This is a genomic window from Halogeometricum borinquense DSM 11551, from assembly GCF_000172995.2.
GTDB lineage: Archaea > Halobacteriota > Halobacteria > Halobacteriales > Haloferacaceae > Halogeometricum > Halogeometricum borinquense.
This window is the reverse complement of the sequence record NC_014729.1, coordinates 2432790-2448376: the sequence shown is the minus strand read 5'-3', so window position 1 is coordinate 2448376 and position 15587 is coordinate 2432790. Positions and strand designations below refer to the sequence as shown.

General features: G+C 63.4%; 20 protein-coding genes. 6 read left to right on the top strand and 14 right to left on the bottom strand.

Going from position 1 to position 15587, the window contains the following annotated elements; translation table 11 throughout:
- Positions 1–31: 31 nt before the first annotated feature.
- From HBOR_RS12360 to HBOR_RS12330, 7 genes are all read right to left on the bottom strand, one after another.
- Positions 32–232 (bottom strand): HVO_0649 family zinc finger protein, encoded by a 201-nt coding sequence (locus tag HBOR_RS12360; protein ID WP_006056426.1) that lies wholly within the window; start codon positions 230–232, stop codon positions 32–34.
- A gap of 69 nt (positions 233–301) precedes the next feature.
- Positions 302–571: a DUF3194 domain-containing protein gene (locus tag HBOR_RS12355; RefSeq protein WP_006056427.1), complete on the bottom strand. Its 270-nt coding sequence runs from the start codon at positions 569–571 to the stop codon at positions 302–304.
- A gap of 4 nt (positions 572–575) precedes the next feature.
- The gene (locus tag HBOR_RS12350; RefSeq protein ID WP_049890606.1) at positions 576–965 is read right to left on the bottom strand and encodes a prefoldin subunit beta; all 390 of its coding nucleotides are present in this window, start codon (positions 963–965) and stop codon (positions 576–578) included.
- A 67-nt stretch (positions 966–1032) separates the two neighbouring features.
- Positions 1033–1284, bottom strand: coding sequence for a KEOPS complex subunit Pcc1 (locus tag HBOR_RS12345; protein ID WP_006056429.1), 252 nt, complete (start codon positions 1282–1284; stop codon positions 1033–1035).
- A gap of 21 nt (positions 1285–1305) precedes the next feature.
- Entirely contained in the window at positions 1306–1440 is a 135-nt protein-coding gene (locus HBOR_RS12340; RefSeq protein ID WP_006056430.1) for a DNA-directed RNA polymerase subunit P, read from the bottom strand.
- Positions 1441–1473: 33 nt separating this feature from the next.
- Positions 1474–1755: an eL43 family ribosomal protein gene (locus HBOR_RS12335; protein WP_006056431.1), complete on the bottom strand. Its 282-nt coding sequence runs from the start codon at positions 1753–1755 to the stop codon at positions 1474–1476.
- A gap of 102 nt (positions 1756–1857) precedes the next feature.
- Positions 1858–2580, bottom strand: coding sequence for a DUF2103 domain-containing protein (locus HBOR_RS12330; protein ID WP_006056432.1), 723 nt, complete (start codon positions 2578–2580; stop codon positions 1858–1860).
- 93 nt (positions 2581–2673) lie between these two features.
- Between HBOR_RS12330 and HBOR_RS12325 the strand changes: the two genes are divergently transcribed.
- A complete protein-coding gene (locus HBOR_RS12325; RefSeq protein WP_006056433.1) occupies positions 2674–3993 on the top strand; it encodes a hypothetical protein in 1320 nt (439 codons plus the stop codon).
- Between the two features lie 30 nt (positions 3994–4023).
- On the opposite strand, the gene truD is transcribed toward HBOR_RS12325, so the two are convergent.
- The 3 genes from truD to pth2 form a co-directional block, all read right to left on the bottom strand.
- Positions 4024–5412, bottom strand: a complete 1389-nt coding sequence (gene truD, locus HBOR_RS12320) for a tRNA pseudouridine(13) synthase TruD (RefSeq protein WP_006056434.1) — start codon at positions 5410–5412, stop codon at positions 4024–4026.
- A 76-nt stretch (positions 5413–5488) separates the two neighbouring features.
- Positions 5489–6889: a sensor histidine kinase gene (locus HBOR_RS12315; RefSeq protein WP_006056435.1), complete on the bottom strand. Its 1401-nt coding sequence runs from the start codon at positions 6887–6889 to the stop codon at positions 5489–5491.
- 94 nt (positions 6890–6983) lie between these two features.
- Complete coding sequence (gene pth2, locus HBOR_RS12310; protein WP_006056436.1) at positions 6984–7322, bottom strand: peptidyl-tRNA hydrolase Pth2; 339 nt, start codon at positions 7320–7322, stop codon at positions 6984–6986.
- Between the two features lie 135 nt (positions 7323–7457).
- Between pth2 and dcd the strand changes: the two genes are divergently transcribed.
- The 3 genes from dcd to HBOR_RS12295 are packed head-to-tail and all read left to right on the top strand — an operon-like array spanning position 7458 to position 9702.
- On the top strand, positions 7458–8081 hold the full coding sequence (gene dcd / locus HBOR_RS12305) for a dCTP deaminase (RefSeq protein WP_006056437.1): 624 nt from the start codon (positions 7458–7460) through the stop codon (positions 8079–8081).
- A complete protein-coding gene (locus HBOR_RS12300; RefSeq protein WP_006056438.1) occupies positions 8081–8989 on the top strand; it encodes a thiamine-phosphate synthase family protein in 909 nt (302 codons plus the stop codon). The genes dcd and HBOR_RS12300 overlap by 1 nt, the downstream gene beginning before the upstream one ends.
- A gap of 2 nt (positions 8990–8991) precedes the next feature.
- Positions 8992–9702 carry a class I SAM-dependent methyltransferase gene (locus HBOR_RS12295; protein WP_013440675.1) on the top strand — a complete coding sequence of 237 codons (711 nt, stop codon included), beginning with the start codon at positions 8992–8994 and terminating at the stop codon, positions 9700–9702.
- A gap of 122 nt (positions 9703–9824) precedes the next feature.
- Here HBOR_RS12295 and HBOR_RS12290 read toward each other — a convergent pair whose 3' ends face one another.
- The gene (locus HBOR_RS12290; RefSeq protein ID WP_006056440.1) at positions 9825–10751 is read right to left on the bottom strand and encodes a sulfide-dependent adenosine diphosphate thiazole synthase; all 927 of its coding nucleotides are present in this window, start codon (positions 10749–10751) and stop codon (positions 9825–9827) included.
- Between the two features lie 153 nt (positions 10752–10904).
- On the opposite strand from HBOR_RS12290, the gene HBOR_RS12285 reads away from it, so the two are divergent.
- Both HBOR_RS12285 and HBOR_RS12280 read left to right on the top strand, forming a co-directional pair.
- Entirely contained in the window at positions 10905–11906 is a 1002-nt protein-coding gene (locus HBOR_RS12285; protein ID WP_049890492.1) for a glutathione S-transferase family protein, read from the top strand.
- A gap of 86 nt (positions 11907–11992) precedes the next feature.
- On the top strand, positions 11993–13114 hold the full coding sequence (locus HBOR_RS12280; protein ID WP_006056442.1) for a molybdopterin-dependent oxidoreductase: 1122 nt from the start codon (positions 11993–11995) through the stop codon (positions 13112–13114).
- 30 nt (positions 13115–13144) lie between these two features.
- On the opposite strand, the gene HBOR_RS12275 is transcribed toward HBOR_RS12280, so the two are convergent.
- From HBOR_RS12275 to HBOR_RS12265, 3 genes are all read right to left on the bottom strand, one after another.
- The gene (locus tag HBOR_RS12275; protein ID WP_006056443.1) at positions 13145–13894 is read right to left on the bottom strand and encodes a 4-phosphopantoate--beta-alanine ligase; all 750 of its coding nucleotides are present in this window, start codon (positions 13892–13894) and stop codon (positions 13145–13147) included.
- A gap of 73 nt (positions 13895–13967) precedes the next feature.
- A complete protein-coding gene (locus HBOR_RS12270) occupies positions 13968–14870 on the bottom strand; it encodes a pantoate kinase (protein WP_006056444.1) in 903 nt (300 codons plus the stop codon).
- Between the two features lie 81 nt (positions 14871–14951).
- The gene (locus HBOR_RS12265; RefSeq protein ID WP_006056445.1) at positions 14952–15350 is read right to left on the bottom strand and encodes an SHOCT domain-containing protein; all 399 of its coding nucleotides are present in this window, start codon (positions 15348–15350) and stop codon (positions 14952–14954) included.
- Positions 15351–15587: the final 237 nt, after the last annotated feature.

Sequence of the window (15587 nt, the reverse complement as noted above, 5' to 3'; positions counted from 1 at the left end):
ATCGGCGCCGTTGCGGCCGCTTCCGACGCTTTCAGGTCTGGATGACGATTCGGTCGGCGTAGCCGCAACTCGGACAGACGTGTTCGTACGTTATCTCGCTGCCTGTCGTCGCGGCAGTCCACCGACCGTCGGTATCGACGTAGCCGCAGGCCGTACAGCGCTTACGCGTTCGCTCGTAGTGCTTGCGGAGACGGTCCAGCGGCGTCTCCCCGATGCCGCCTCTAGTTGTCATGTGGTATCGTATGGCAAGGAAATTAATAACGATTGCTCACGAAATCATGAACGAAAGAGAAAATACGGCTTACGCCGCGTTTGCGTCGGAATCCGCGTCCGATTCGGCGAACAGTTCGTCAACCGCATCCTGTGCGGTGCGTGCTGCCTCGTCGGCCACGTCGTCGGCGTCGGCATCCGCGTCGTCGGGCGCGTTGATGTAAACGTCCACGTCGAGGATTCCGTCTTCGAACGTGACGGTCACGTCGAAGTCCTTCACGTCAGACTGCTTGTAGCGGGCGAAGATCACGCCTTCGGCCGCTTCAGCGGCCGTCTCGACGACCGTCTCGTCTGTCGGCATTCGTTTATGCGCCGCCTGCGCCGCCGGGGCCCATCGGGCCGCCGCCTGCGCCACCCTGCAGCATCTGCTGGAGTTCGCTCTGGAGACTCTCGAACTGCTCTTGGACGCGCTCTTCCTGCTTTTTGAGCTGTTCGACGCGCACTTCGAGACTGTCAACCTTGTCGGTCAGGTCTTCGTGTGCCGTCTCGTAGTCCGTCTCGACGAGGAGTTCGCCGACTTCGCGGTACATGACGGTGTCCTCGTCGATATCTTCGAGGGCGTCGAGTGCCGTTTCGGACTCGGTGAGCGTGGACTCAGCCTGCTGCTTCTGTGCGGCCACCTTCTGGGCCGTCTCCTGAAGGTCCTGCAGTTCTTCGAGTTTCTCCTGTGCTTCTGGCGGCAAATTACCCTGCATACTGAGTTCCATGTGACCCGGACTGAAAAAGACCAGTATTCTCCCCGCACCGCGTTATCGCCCGAATTCACGCCGCACGGTCCGCGATTCGCTCTGCGACGGCGACGAAGCGAGTCCATGTATTTACACCCGCGCGGAGGGCAACGAGATCAGCCGCCGCTACCCGTACTCGAACGGTTTGGTCGTCGCGTTCGACAGTCACTGCAGACCGGTCGTCCGCAATCTCTCCTTCCTCGATGCGGATGCTTTCGGCGACGGTCCGTGCCCGCCGCTCGTCGGCATAGGAGAACGTGAGTGTAATGTCGTGACGGCTATCCATCCGCGAGAACGGGGTGGGTCGTTATTCGACCGGGACTTCCTTGACGGTCGGTGCGCGCTCCTTCAGGAGCACGCGGTGGCCGCAGTAGGGACACCGCACGCCGCCGTACTCGTCGAGTTCGACGTCGCGCTTGCACCGAGAACACTTATAGCTCATCGTATAGGGAATCGTTGTCGGGCGTGATGTGTCTTACGCGCTCTCCTCGTCGCCGTCGCTGGAGAGTGCCGCGCGGATGGAACGCTGAACCTGCTTGCCGCCGGGCGTCTCGGGGCGGTACGTACCGCCCGTGAACTTCTCGCCCGTCTCCTCGTTCATCCAGATGCCGGTGCCGATGCGGGTGACGGAATCGCCGTCAACTTTCGCATCGCGCATGTCGGCTTCGATCTCTTTCACGCGTCGTCGGGCGACGCGCCCGTAGCGCGCACCGAAGCGCCCGGCACTCCCAGTTTTCCGTGCCTTCTTTTCGGCCATAGTATCGTCTCCTATCCGTGGTATCGGGATAAAGCCTGCGAGTCGGAGTCGTCGCGTGCCCCGTTTTCGCACGCCGTCCGGAGGTCGTTCGGGCTGACTCTCTCAGTCCTGTAACTCGGCCTCGCGCAACGCCTCGTTCAGGTCGTCGCGGACGAACTCGCCTGTCTCTGTGTCCATCGCGGTCGTGACGATGCGATTCTCTTGGACACTCGACCCATCGCGTAAGAGGAGACGGACGTTGCCGTTAGCGTCCGCGCGCGTCACCTTGGCGCGGAGACTCTTCTGTGAACCCATGCCTCCGGCGTCGATAGGACCGGGAATAATTTTCTTTACGTGCGGGTGATCGGCGACGACGCCGATGGCGCGCCGCCCTTCTCTGTCCCCGATAAGCGTCGAGTGCGTCCCACCCATCTTCTCCCGCGGCGGCCTCTCCACAACTTCGAGGGAGCGTTCGCCCCGCCGTTCGAGGACGCGTTGGACGGGATTCTCGCTGGCGACGCGATAGAACTCGTGGTGCAACTGGGCGCGCGTCTCTCTGAGTACGTCTCTGTCACCCGCGGCGAACACCTCATCGGGGCGCTTCCGACGAATCTCGTCGGCAATGAGGCCGGCAAAGTTTCGGAGTTCGACCACCATCGCCTCGCCCTCCGATTCGGGTATCGTCGTCACCGTCGTCTTCCCGATCACGTCCTCGCCGTCCAGCATCGTTAGCTCCGCTCTGTCACGCTCGAACTCGGCCACGACAGTGTCGCAGTTGGCGGTACTGCACGTTAGACAGTAGTCTCCCGGTTTCTCTAACGGCGTGCCGCACCGCCCGCAGTCCATACGTGAGAGCAATGGGTGACCGCATAAAAGGCGATTGTTCCCCCCGGCGGCGGACGGAAAGTCTTTCAGGAGTGGCTGAATCTTTCTCCGACGATGACAGATCGCCGCTCTCTCGTGTTCTCTCTCGCTGTGGTCGTTCTCGTCGTCACTCCCGTCCTCTTCGTCGCCGGGTCCGCGCCCGCTACTGCCTCTTCACCACCGGTAGCGACACCGTTTTGCGAGCGACCGCTCTCCGAATCACTCCACGCTGCCGACATTGATGCAACGGTTGAATCGACGGCGGCCCGCGCCGTCATCGAGAACGAGTCCGCGGCGTGGTCGGTGAACGCAACGTTCGAGAACGAATCCACCGTCGATCGAATTCTCGGGAACTGGACGCTCAAACGTCGTCTCATCGAGAGGGCGTCCGGAACGCTCCCCTCAGAACGCGTCTCGGCTGTCGCCGCCGGACCGCGGACCGTCTCGTTCCGCTTCCGCACCGACGAGTTCGCGGCGCACGCGCCCGGCGGTCTTCTCCGCGTGGATTACTTTCGCGTCCACGGGTCCGAGTTCCGAACGGTGTCGTGCGATCAACTAACCGTCGTCGGACCGCAGAACTATACGCTCGCCACCCAACCGGAGGCAACTGAACTGACTGTCCGTGCAGACGGGAACCGCGTCGTCCTCTCCGATACGGGACCGCACAGTTCAGCGTCGTTCCTCGTCTTTGCGCCCGCTGAGATGCCTGCCGTGCTTCGCGGACTGTTGGCGAGTCTTGCGCTCGTTCTCGCGACACCGCTGGCGGTCCTCACGAATGCCGTCTTCTTCGTCTGCCTTCCGGGGTGTCTCCTCGCACTCGGGTTCGTCGCCGTCCATCGGCTGAGTTCGCTCGTTCGGATCTATATGCGCCTCAGTGCGCGTGAACTCGGGCTAACGACGCTCAGTCTCGCCCTCGTCGGCGCGGTTCCGTTGTTGTGGTTCCTTGGCCGCTGGGAACCGAGCGTTCTCGCCCCGTTAGCGGGCATTATTGCTGGGAGCGCACTCGCTGTTGTCGGGACAAGTGTGGGGCCGGACGCGGATCGAGCATCGCTCCTGCCGGTGTTCACGGGCGTCGGCGTCACCGGTGTTGCCGCCGCTGTGAGCGTTTTCCTCACTCGGCTCTCTCCCGGCATCGCAGTTGCGTCCATGTTCGCCGTCGTTCCACCGCTTGCGGGCTATCCACTCGGCGTCGCGGCATCGCGCGGCCCGCCGCCGTGGCGCATTGTCGCCGTCGCTACCTTCGGCTACGTCATCACCGCGGCCGCGTACCTGCTCTCGCTCGATTCGGTGGGTAGCTCATCCGGTCTCCTCATCGCCTTCTCGGTCCTCGGCGTACTCGGCCTCGTTGTTGCCGCTGTCCCGTTCGCTCTCCTCGGCGTCGGCAGCAAGGAATAGGCGGGCTTAGTACGGCGAAGCGCCGTGTTCTCAGAGATCCTGTGGCGTCGTCTTCAGGTACTCGCGGAGGAGCGCCGTCGCGTACGATCCCGACGGGAGCGAAAAGGTGAGTTCGTACGTGTCGGCGTCGGAATCGACCGTCGTTTCCACGTCAGTTCGAAGGAGTACCGCCCGGCGCGTCCCCGTGGAATCGAACTCGCCCGGCAGGTCGAAATCGGCGGGTTCGAGGTCCAGTTCGTTCAGCACAGCGCGTTCTATCTCGCCAGCCTCGCCTTCGGCCAACTCGGTTTCGGTTCCGACGAGCGGTGCGGTGACGAATGCCCGACCGCGCTCACAGTGTCGGCTCATCACCTCGACGCGGCGGCCGGTCGCTACCTGTGTTCGGTCAGGATCAGCGCGGTACAGCCGGTCGGGTACGTCTCGATCAGCGAAACAGACCACGTCGCCCTCTATCGGGCGAGTAAGGGGTAATCCGCGGTCGAGGCGTTCGGAGAGAATGCGGTTGAACACGTACGACTGGGCCGCGTTGACGAACAGTCGCTGGAGGTTTCGCGGGACGGCTTCGAGGGCATGCCGCCAGTCTTCCGCACTCTCGTCGCCGTCTTCTGCGAGTCGGTGGAGCATCGACCGTTCGTAGCGCAGTCGGTTCGGCATTGTTTCGAGTGCGGCGTGCCAGTCCGGATCGTCCGATGCGGCCTGTTCGTCTACGAATCTCCGGGCCGCTTGCGTCCCGTCTGGTTCGGCGGATGCGGGATTTCCGACGTACGAGAGAACGGCCTCGCACCACTCGCCGCGGACGACGTGCAGGCCGACTTCGTGCGTGACTGGGCGACGACTCCCGAATCGCTGGTGGCCGAAGTAGTTCGGAACGGCGACGGCGGCCGTCTCACCCTCGGTTGCCGCGCCGTCAACGGCGTCCTCGTCGGTCAGAAACGCCTGCAACTGCGCTGTAACCGTCGCGGCGTTCGCGGAGGCGTCGGCGTCGCGGACGCGCACATCGAAGTCGTTGCCCGCCAAGTCACCGAAGCCCAAATCGCGGCCGATGCGGCCCAGAACCTCGATATCGGCGTTGTTGATCGCTGGGATCTCGTCGGGTGAGGCGTCACGTACCGAGAACAACTGCGTCGTGACGGCGTACTTGTCCTTCGTTCCGGCCCACGAGACGCGCTCGCGGCTGATTCCGAGCGCGTCCGATAGGCGGCGGGCGAAGTCGTTCGTGTCCCACTCACGGAGCGTCACGCGAAGCAGAAGCGATGGGTAATCGCCGGGGTCCTCGTCTACATCCACGGCGTCCATCGCTTCCACCTCGCGCACACGGAAGTCCTCCGGAGCGTCGCGGAGGCGGCCGCCCGTTCCCTCCGCGTCGCTCACGTAGTGTTCGATACCGACGCGCCGTTCGAGTGAGTGTGCGTTGCGCATCCTGTCGCTCCGGGTCTGCCCGGCCTTTTCGGCGCGTGGGTAAGGCCCCTCCGGTTCGGCGGCCGCCTTCGGTCCCTCAATCCCTCCCACGCTGTCCGTCGGCCGAGAGTCCCGAAATCTCGAATCGCGCGCCGCCGGAGTCGCTCTCGGCGATAACGATGTTCCAGTCGTGTGCGTCTGCGATTTCTTCGACGATGTTGAGCCCGAAGCCTGTCCCGTCCGTGGCTGTCGAGTAGCCGTACTCGAACACCTCGTTGCGTTCGTCCGGCGGAATTCCGGGTCCATCGTCGCAGATGGCGAACCCGTCGGGGAGTCGCTCGATGCGGACGGAGATGTCGTCGCCGCCGTGTCTCACCGCATTGCTGAACAGGTTCTCCAAGAGGCGGCGGACGCGCTGTCTGTCGCCCTCGACGGTTCCCAACTCACCGCCAACGGAGAGGCTGGCGTCCGTCGCGTTGATCGTGTTCCACGCTTCCTCGGCGACATCGCCGAGGACGAACGTCTCCGGGTCGGTGACGTACTTGCCCTCCCGAGTGAGCGTCAACACGTCGTCGATAATCTCGGCCATCCGGTTGGTCAGATTTTCGAGCGTATCGACGTACTCGCTGTCGCAGCCCTCTATCTCTCGTAGAAGCGTTATCTGCGCCATCGCAGCGTTGAGGGGATTTCTGAGGTCGTGACTGAGAACGCTCGCAAAGCGTTCGAGTTTCTCCTCGCGCCGCTTTCGCTGTGTGATATCTCGGGAGACACCGACGGCCCCACCGAACGTTCCTTCCTCCGTCGGCGGTAACAGCGCCAAGTTCGTTTCGATGGTGCGTTCGGTGCCGTCGGGGCGGGTGATCGTTCCTTCCAGTCGGATCGAGTCTTCCTCGGTATCCTGTAGGCCGTGAATGGCGTCAAGATCTCCCTGCACCAGAGAAATATCTGCCGACAGTTCCTCGAAGTCGGTCTCCACTAACTCCTCACGGGAGTATCCGGTGAGGCCGACCGTCGCGTCGTTCACATAGTCGATTCGGTCGTTCTCGTCTATCGTGAAGACGGGGTCGGAGATGAGCGAGACGAGTCGTTCGAACCGTTTGAGTTCCAGTTCGTGTTCCTTTCGGTCGGTGATGTCGCGGACAACGTTCACGAGAACGGTGCGTTCCTCGAGTTCAGTCTTTGAGATGCTTATCTCAGTCCAAAACTCCGCCCCGTCCGCCCGCTTTGCTTTCCACTCGAAACTCGCTTCGCCCCGCTCTCGGGCGTCGGCTATCAGTTCTTGCGCCCGCTCTTCGGTGTACTCTACGTGGTTTGCGCTGTACGCTTCGATAGTGAGTTCGCTGAACTCCTCCGGTGTGTAGCCGTACATCTCCTCGACGGCTCCGCTGACCGCGAGAGTTTCGCCGGTCTCGGCGTCTCGGACTGTAATGACGTCGTTGACATTCTCCAGCACACGGAGAAGCAACTCGCCCGAGTCGGACGCGACGAAGTCCTTCATTGCCGGGTCATCGGCGGTGGCTGGTTGTAAGTTATTCGGCCGTTGACTGGTTACAGAACTGACCACGTGTGTGGTTTCGACCACACGCGAGGCATCAATACAGAGAGAGGTCGCCGGTTACCTTGTTTACGAGGTCATCGCGCCCCGGTCCGACGGCGAGGCATGTGACCGTTCCCGGTTCCAGTTGCGTGTGCCCAGCATCGCGGATGATCGCGTGCGGGAGTCCCTGTCGTTCGGCTTCGTCAGCGAGGCGGAACAGTTTGTCTTCACCGTTCGCTTTCAGAACGACTTTCTTCTGTCCGGAGCCTTTCCATTCGTTTTTCGCCTTTCGGTCGGCGTCCTCGTACGCCGAGAGGCTCGCGTGGGCGACCTGTGCCGCGAGTTTCCCGCGACCCATCCCGAGGTCAGCGCGCGCGACGATTGCCTGTTTCATACGCCGCAGTCCCGTCCCCGTCGGTAAATCACTGCCGGGTCGCACTTCGAGACGAGGCGAGCGGACTCTACAACCCACCTGCTCTGAGCGGAAGGAGTAGTGGGGTTTACGTCACACCAACACCCCTCTGCGAACATGATACTGTCCGATGCGGACATCCTCGAACGACTCAGCGACGGCGACCTCGTGGTCGAACCGTTGGACGATATCGATATGCAAGTTCAACCGGCGAGTATCGACCTCAGACTCGGTGAGGAGTTCCTCGAATTCCAGCGGACGAATATCTCGTGTATCCATCCTAATCGGGAGGACGAAGTCTCGAAGTACGTTACCGAGACGTACGTCGAGGAGGGCGACGAATTCATCCTCCATCCCGGCGATTTCGTCCTCGGGACGACGAAAGAGCGGGTCGAGATTCCGCCGGACCTTCTTGCGACCGTCGAGGGGCGGTCGTCGCTCGGCCGCCTTGCTATCGTCATCCACGCCACGGCCGGCATCGTTGACCCCGGCTATCACGGGCAGATCACGCTGGAACTGTCGAACCTCGGAACTGCTCCTGTTGCTCTCTCGCCCGGCATGCGCGTTTCTCAACTCGTCTTCACCGAGATGAAAAACCCCGCCGACCGCCCGTACGGCGTCGAACGCGGCTCGAAGTACCAAGACCAGAAGGGTCCGCAGGCGTCACGTATCGGATACGACCCCGAATTCGCGGGTGACCGAGAAGACGGTGACTCGCTCCCAGACGGAGGGACGGACTAATGCGTTTCATCGAGGAAATCGTCGTCGAGGAGTTCCTCCCGACGTTTCGCTCGATGCTCGCCGAGGAACTCCGTGACAGAGGGTTCACGCAACGTGAAGTCGCAGACGCTCTCGGTATTAGCCAGTCAGCCGTCTCGAAGTACGCTCACGGAGAGGTGAGTCGAAACGAGACGTTGCTCGAAGACGAGCGAGTGCAGGAACTCGTCGAGCGCGTCGCGGACGGTCTCTCGACAGGTGACATGACGCCCGTGCAGGCGCTCGTGGAAGCGGAGGTTCTCATCCGCCAATTCGAGGAAGGCGACCTGCTTGCGACGCTCCACGAACAGCAGATGCCCGAACTCTCCGAGTACGACGGCGCGCTCAGCGTCCACGACCCGGACAGTACGCTTCGGACGGCAGAACGCGTCCGGTCGTCGGTGCGCCGGGGACTCCGAACGTTGACGAACGCCAGCGGGTTCGCCGGTCTCATCCCAAACGTCGGATCGAACCTCGCGGAGTGCCTTCCGGAACCCAGCGGCATCGAGGATGTCGCGGCCATCCCCGGCCGCATCTTCGATGTGAAGGGTCAGGCGACGGTTCCGAGCGACCCCGAGTTCGGTGTGAGCGAACACGTCGCTTCGGTTCTGCTCTCTGCGCGCGAGGCCGGCCGCGATGTTCACAGTGCAGTCAACATCCGATACGACCCCGATATCATCGCGTCACTGGAGGATTCCGGGTACGACGCTATCGAGTTCGACCCGGACGCACCGACGGACCCCATCGTTGCGGCTCTCTCGGACCGTGACGATCTGACGGACACGTTCGCTCTCTACCAGTCCGGCGCGTACGGAATCGAAGCCATCACCTACGTCCTCGGCCCTGACGCGCCGACAGTGGCTCGCGCCGTTCGGAGCCTCCTCACCGAGTGACGATGACCGACGGCGTCACCACCACGCAGGAGTTCTACACCCGGTACGCGGCGGTGTACGACCTCATCGCGCGGTGGACGCCGGGCGTCCACGGGCTTCGTCGGGCTGTCGCGGACGCACTCGCCCTCACTCCCGGCGATACCATCGTGGAGATGGGCTGTGGGACGGGTGCGAACTTCGCGTACCTGAGAGATCGAGTCGGGTCCGAGGGGACTGTTGTCGGCGTGGACTTCACGCCCGGTGTCCTCGCCGTCGCCCGTGACCGGATTCGGAAGAAAGAGTGGGAGAACGTTCACGTCGTCCGCGGCGACGCGACTCGTCCCCCGGTCGCTGCTGCCGACGCCGTCGTCGCCACGTTCGTTTCGGGGATGCTGTCGGACCCTGCTGCGGCAGTTCGCACGTGGGCCGAACTGGTCGGTTCCGGTGGCCGACTCGCACTCGCCGACCTCGGGCGAACGACGCGGACGCCGCTCAGACCACTCAACTGGGTGTTTCGGGCGCTCGTCCGCGCTTCATCGCCACCGGGCACTGGTGACCAGTTGCAGGTGCCGCCGACGGTGTTGCTCGACCAGCGACTGGTCGCTGCTCACCGCGAACTCGAAGCAGTGTGTGAAGACGTTCGGCGCGAGACGCGGGCACTCGGGTTCGCCCGCGTCTCCGGGGGACGGGTGCAGCGAAAGACGGACGAGGATAACCGCCAGTCGTTCTATTAGTCGTACCGCGAGCGAGGCCGAAGACCGAGTCTCGCGGAACCTTTTTGGACCAGATTTTCTCGATGAGGGTTCCCGCAGGGCCACGTAGCGGCCCGAGGAAACCCGAACGTGGAAAACGGTGGTTAGTCGTCAGCGGGCGCGGGCGACGAGAAGTCCACGGCGGGTGCGTCGTGACCGAGTTCGTCGATGCACGACTGGGCGGCGCGCTTGCCGGAGACGAGCATCGCACCGAACGTCGGACCCATGCGCGGCAGGCCGTGAACGGTGGCGACGGCCATGCCCGAGGCGACGACGCCGGGGTGGACGACGCCCGTCTGCTCGACGATTTTGTCTTCGCTCTCGGCGACCCACATCGAGTCGTGACCGGGCGAGTCGTGGCCGGGTGCGCCGTACTCGCCGTCGCCCGTCTTGTCCATCCCGGTGTTGTACTCTTTGGCGTGTTCGATACCCGGTGCGTTGAGGACGCCGCGTTCGGACAGTTTCGAGATAACGACGGCGTCGTGACCGGTGGCGTCGAGGACGAGGTCGGACTCGACGGCGACAGGGTCAACGCAGGTGAGTTCACGCGGCAGGGCGTGGACGGGTGTCCAGTTGAGGACGACGCCGCCGACGCGGTGGTCCTCGCGGACGACAACGTCGGTGAACTCCGTCATGTTCTGGACCGATGCGCCGGCGTCGCAGGCGGCTTTGATGAGTGCGGAACAGGCGTGCGGGCCGTCCGCGACGTACAGTCCCTCGACATCCTCCGCTTCCTCGTAGGGCACGCCGAGTTCGTCGAGAATCTCCTGTGCGGGGTCACGGACCGTTACCTTGTTCATCAGGAAGCCACCCAGCCAGAAGCCGCCGCCGAGGTAGTTGTTCTTCTCGACGATGGTCACGTCCACATCGCGTTCGGCGAGTTCTTTCGCCGCGACGAGTCCCGAGGGACCGCCGCCGACGATGATGACCTCGGTGTCGATGCGGTCCATGAACTCCTCCGTCCAGTCGGAGGCGATAGCCTGTGTCACTTGTGCTTCGCTTACGTCCGCGAATCCGCTGAATTCGGACATACCACCTAGTGTTATCACTGGCTACTAAACCGTTTCGACCGGTGCCGAACCCGTGTCGGTCACGGTGCGGACTTCCGCTGCCGAACGACTTACTGGCAGCAGCCACCTAGTTGGGGCGATGACGGGACAACTGGGGACTGGAGGTGTCGTTCGGTGAACATGCTCGTCGACGGCGAGTGGCGAACCGATGCGTACGAATCCACGAACGAGGACGGCGAATTCAACCGGCAGGAAACCTCGTTCCGCAATTGGATTCGGGACGACGCCGACGCCGAGTTCCCGGCCGAGTCGGGTCGGTATCACCTCTACATCTCGCGGGCGTGTCCGTGGGCGCACCGCACGGCGATGACGCGCCGACTGAAGGGTCTCGAAGACGCTATCTCGCTGTCCGTCGTCGAACCGGTCCGCATCAACGACGGCTGGGAGTTCTCCGCGGAGTATCCGGATCCGCTCTACGGCGAGGACTACCTCCGAGACATCTACACCCGTGCGGACGACGAGTTTACGGGGCGCGTCACGGTCCCAGTCCTTTGGGACAAAGAACGAGAGACCATCGTGAACAACGAGTCCCGCGAGATCATGCGGATGCTCGACACCGAGTTCGACGCGCACGCAAAACACGACGTGGACCTCTGGCCGGAAGGCTACCGCGAGGAGGTAGACGAGAGTATCGACAGCATCTACGAACCGATCAACAACGGCGTCTACCGTGCTGGGTTCGCTGACTCACAGGACGCCTACGACGAAGCGATCACCGAACTGTTCGACGCGTTAGATCACTGGGAATCAGTTCTCGAAGACCAGCGATTCGTTGTGGGCGACGTGCTGACGGAGGCAGACATCGCCATGTTCGTGACGCTGATTCGCTTCGATCACGTCTATCACACCCACTTCAAGTGCAACCGACGGGCCATCCACGAGTATCCGAACCTCTGGAACTACACGAAGGAACTCGCGCAACTGCCGGGCGTCGCAGAAACCATCAATATCGACCATATCACGCGCCACTACTACATGAGCCACGGCGATGTGAACCCGAAGCGACTCGTCCCGGTCGGTCCGGACATCGACTTCTACGATGACCACGACAGAGACCGATTGCCCGCTGATTTGCCGGCAGTACTCCGTGGCGACGCCGCACCCGCGAACGAGTAGCGACGGACGGCAAACACCACCGACGAGTAGCGACGGACGGCAAACACCGCCGACGACTTCTTTCCCGCAGACTCGCTAGAGTGTGTATGACGTACGGGGATGTCCGCCGCCTCCTTGCGCGGATCGAACCGCCGCCGCGACTCGTAGACTGGTCCATCCTCGCGTGCGTCTTGTTCGAGGTGGGAAGCGGCGTCCTCAGTTTCGGCGCGGGTGCGCCTTCGCATTGGCCGCTTTTCGAACTCCACACCGTCGTCGGCCTCACGCTCGTCTTTCTTCTATGCTACAAGTTTCGCCGCGTCCGTCGCCGCGTCACCGACTCGGACCTGTGGGACCGCGCGACCGGACTCTCTGCCCTCACCGCCGCCGTCGCCGTTTCGTCTCTCGCTACGGGCGTATGGTGGGTTCTCGGCGGCAACGTGCGGGTCACCTCGTACTGGACCCTGCTGAATCTCCACATCGGTCTCGGACTCGCTCTCGTTCCGCTCGTCCTTCTTCATCTCTCCACCCGCTTTCGCACGCCGACGCGAGCGGACTTCGAGGGCCGCCGAACCGCCCTCAAGTACGGATCACTCCTCGTCGGCGGCGCACTCCTTTTGCGTGCGCAGGAACTCGTGAACGCCGCGTTCGACACCGGCGGTCGGGCGCGTCGGTTCACCGGGTCGAAACCAATCGAGCGTGACGGCCTCGCGCCGGAGGGCGACGTGGGTGCGGGCAACGCCTCGTTCCCGGTGACGAGTTGGGTCGCGGACGACCCCGACCCGGTGGATTCCGAGTCGTGGCGACTCCGCGTCGGTGGGCTGGTCGAGTCACCGCTGGAACTCTCCGCGGAAGCCCTGACCGCCGACGCCGACACCGATCGCCGTGTCCTCCTCGACTGCACGAGCGGCTGGTACGCCGAACGCGACTGGCGCGGCGTCCACCTTGGCGACGTTCTCGACGCCGCAGGTACGACTGAGGCTGGCCGGTGGGTGACCGTCCGCTCGGTAACGGGCTATCGCTGGTCGTTCCCGACCGACGAAGCGCGTGAGATGCTGCTGGCAACGCACGTCGGCGGGGAACGCCTTACACACGGCCACGGCTTCCCGTGTAGACTCGTCGCTCCCGACAGGCGCGGGTTCCAGTGGATAAAGTGGGTAGATAGTATCGAAGTCCGGCGACGGCGCGATCCGGCGCAGTGGGTAGCCGTGCTGGTCAGCGGGTTCGACTGACTGATTCGAGCGGGTTCGAAACTCGCGTTGTCAGTCCAACTCGCCGCTGCGAATCGCGTCTTCGGCCTCGCGCAACGCTGCCTCGCGGTCGAACTCGCGGACGATTTTCTCTCGTTCCTCTTCGGTGGCGTCCGTCAGGTCGCGCGCGTGGTCGGTGACGTTCGGAACCGCGCGGATGATGTTGTCCACGATGGGAATCGCGGCCGACTGGGCGGACCGGGACATGGGGTTGAGGTCAACGACGATTTCGACTTTCCCCATCGCGGCGAGGGCTTCCGCTCTGTCACCGTCTTCGAGGGGGACGAGAACCACGTCGGCCGCTCCGATGCCGTCGGCGTCCACCTTCGCGCGCTCGTGGTCGAGATTCGGAATACGACCATCGGCGGTCAGTCCTTTCACGTCCTCGGCTCCGTGTTCGCGCAGATGGTCGGCGATGGCGCGCATCCGCTCTTCGGTGCGGTTGAACAGGTTCACTTCGAGGTCCGCGTCCACGGCCTCGGCCAGCTCGACCATCTCGCCGGGGACGAGGGCAGCGACGTTGCCGTTCACCGACAGCACCGGATGCTCCGCGAGGAGCAACTGCGCGGCCGCGGCGCGTTCGGCGGCGTCCGCCGAAGCGGTCGTTTCCTCTCCGAGAAGATAGTCGAACGCCTCGCCACGTCCCTCGGCGATGAGGCCCTGTTTCGAGGTGATTCCTTTCTCCACGCCCTCCTCGATGCGGTGTCGCGTGAGGAGCGAGAGGTAGCGCGGGTGGCTCTCCGGAATCTCGATATCGCTCATGGACAACTGTGGGCACCCTGGCGAGAAAAACGGGACGATGCGCGACGGTACAGCTGGCATCGTGTCCAGCTGACTACTCGACGACGAGACTCGACCCGGCGGGGTGTACGTCACAAACTTCCGGGTCGTAGCCAGCGTCCGAGAGCGCCGTCCCGAACGCGAACACGGTTTCACCGAGCATCGCCATCGAGGCGTCGCCGCCCGCGGCCCGAACGTCGGCGATAACTGACTCCACGCGGTCGGTCGTGAGGTCAGCCTCGCGGGCGAACTGCCGGGAGAGCGAGAGGAATCGGTCGGCCGTCGGTCGTTCGCGGAGATCTGAGAGGGCACGCTCGCCCGCGGCGGTGAGCGTCGTCGTGTCGCCCGACAGCACTTCGGCCGTCGAAACCTCGCCGAACGTGAGATACTCCACACGCGGACATTCGGGAACGCCGTCCATCGTGCCATGCCCGGGTGCGCCCGGTTCGAGTCGGATCGGTAGACCACCGCGCGCCTGTGCCACCACGTCGCCGAGGCCTGTTCCGGCCTCGACTTCCGCGCGGTGGGCGACGGTGACGAGTTCGTTCTCCGAGTGTTCGGCATCGAAGACAGCGTTCGCGGCGTAGGCGGTCCCCAGCGCCATCGCACCGCTCACGCCGAATCCGGACCCGAGCGGGAGCGGCGTCTCGGCTTTGACTTCCGCGTTGGGAACGCCCAGCGACCGTCGGACGGTATCCACGGGCGGCATCGAAATCGTGTCGCCGTTGAGTGTCGCCTCGTCCGGTCGGTCATCTGCCGTATTTTCTCTCGTGTCGTCGGTCGCCACGTGGTTGTTCGACACCGCGTTGCCATCGACCCGGCGGACCGTCACTCGAACGCCGTGGCTGAGGGCGACGCCCGCCCCGCGCGACCCCGCGATTTCGGGGTTCTCGTCGGGATGGGCGCTGAAAAAGCCCGTAATGTGTCCGGGGACGAACGCCGTCGCCTCGTCGGTCATGCTCGCAGTTGGCACTCCAACTGTTATGTCCGGAACGGTTTCGACACGCGTTCGAGACTCTTCTTCGTCAGATGCAGTCTGTCACCGTTCGAGTTCCCGCTCTTGCTCGGTTGGTGTACTGACGTAGGATTCGGCGTCTTCGACCGTCTCGGTTCCGAGTAGTCGCTCGACTCGGCGTTCGAACTCCGCTTCGTCGATCTCACCGGTCGCGTACCGACGGCGAAGCGTCTCTAGTGCTTCCTCCGTCTCGCTTGGCTTGTCGGCGTGCGTGTTCTGTTTCTGACGCTGTTCGTACCACTTCGTTATGCCAATAGCTGCGGGGAGTACGCCCCCAAATCCGACGGGGAACGCCACCCAGAAGAACGAGACGTCGAGGGCGAGGAGTGTGAACGCGATGAGCAAGACGAGCGCGATGACGACGCCGCCAACGGCCTTCTGGAGTGCTGTCTCGCCGTCCCCATCGTCCACGTCGTCATCCATGGCTGTTACTCACCTATCATTATTGATGGCGGCATCATCGTTCTTTCGCTGCGCTTGGTTCCCTTGAACGCTCGATGTCTCTCCTCGTCGTTCTTCTCTCGGGAATAAATACGGCCGTGCGACAACCGCTGTCTGTCTCGCGGGAACAGCGAAAAGCTCGCTTCGCTCGCTTTTCTGGCTCCCGCGTTCCCGGTAGCGACTCTCCGGAGAGAGTCGCTGGCGATCTGACGAGACTCG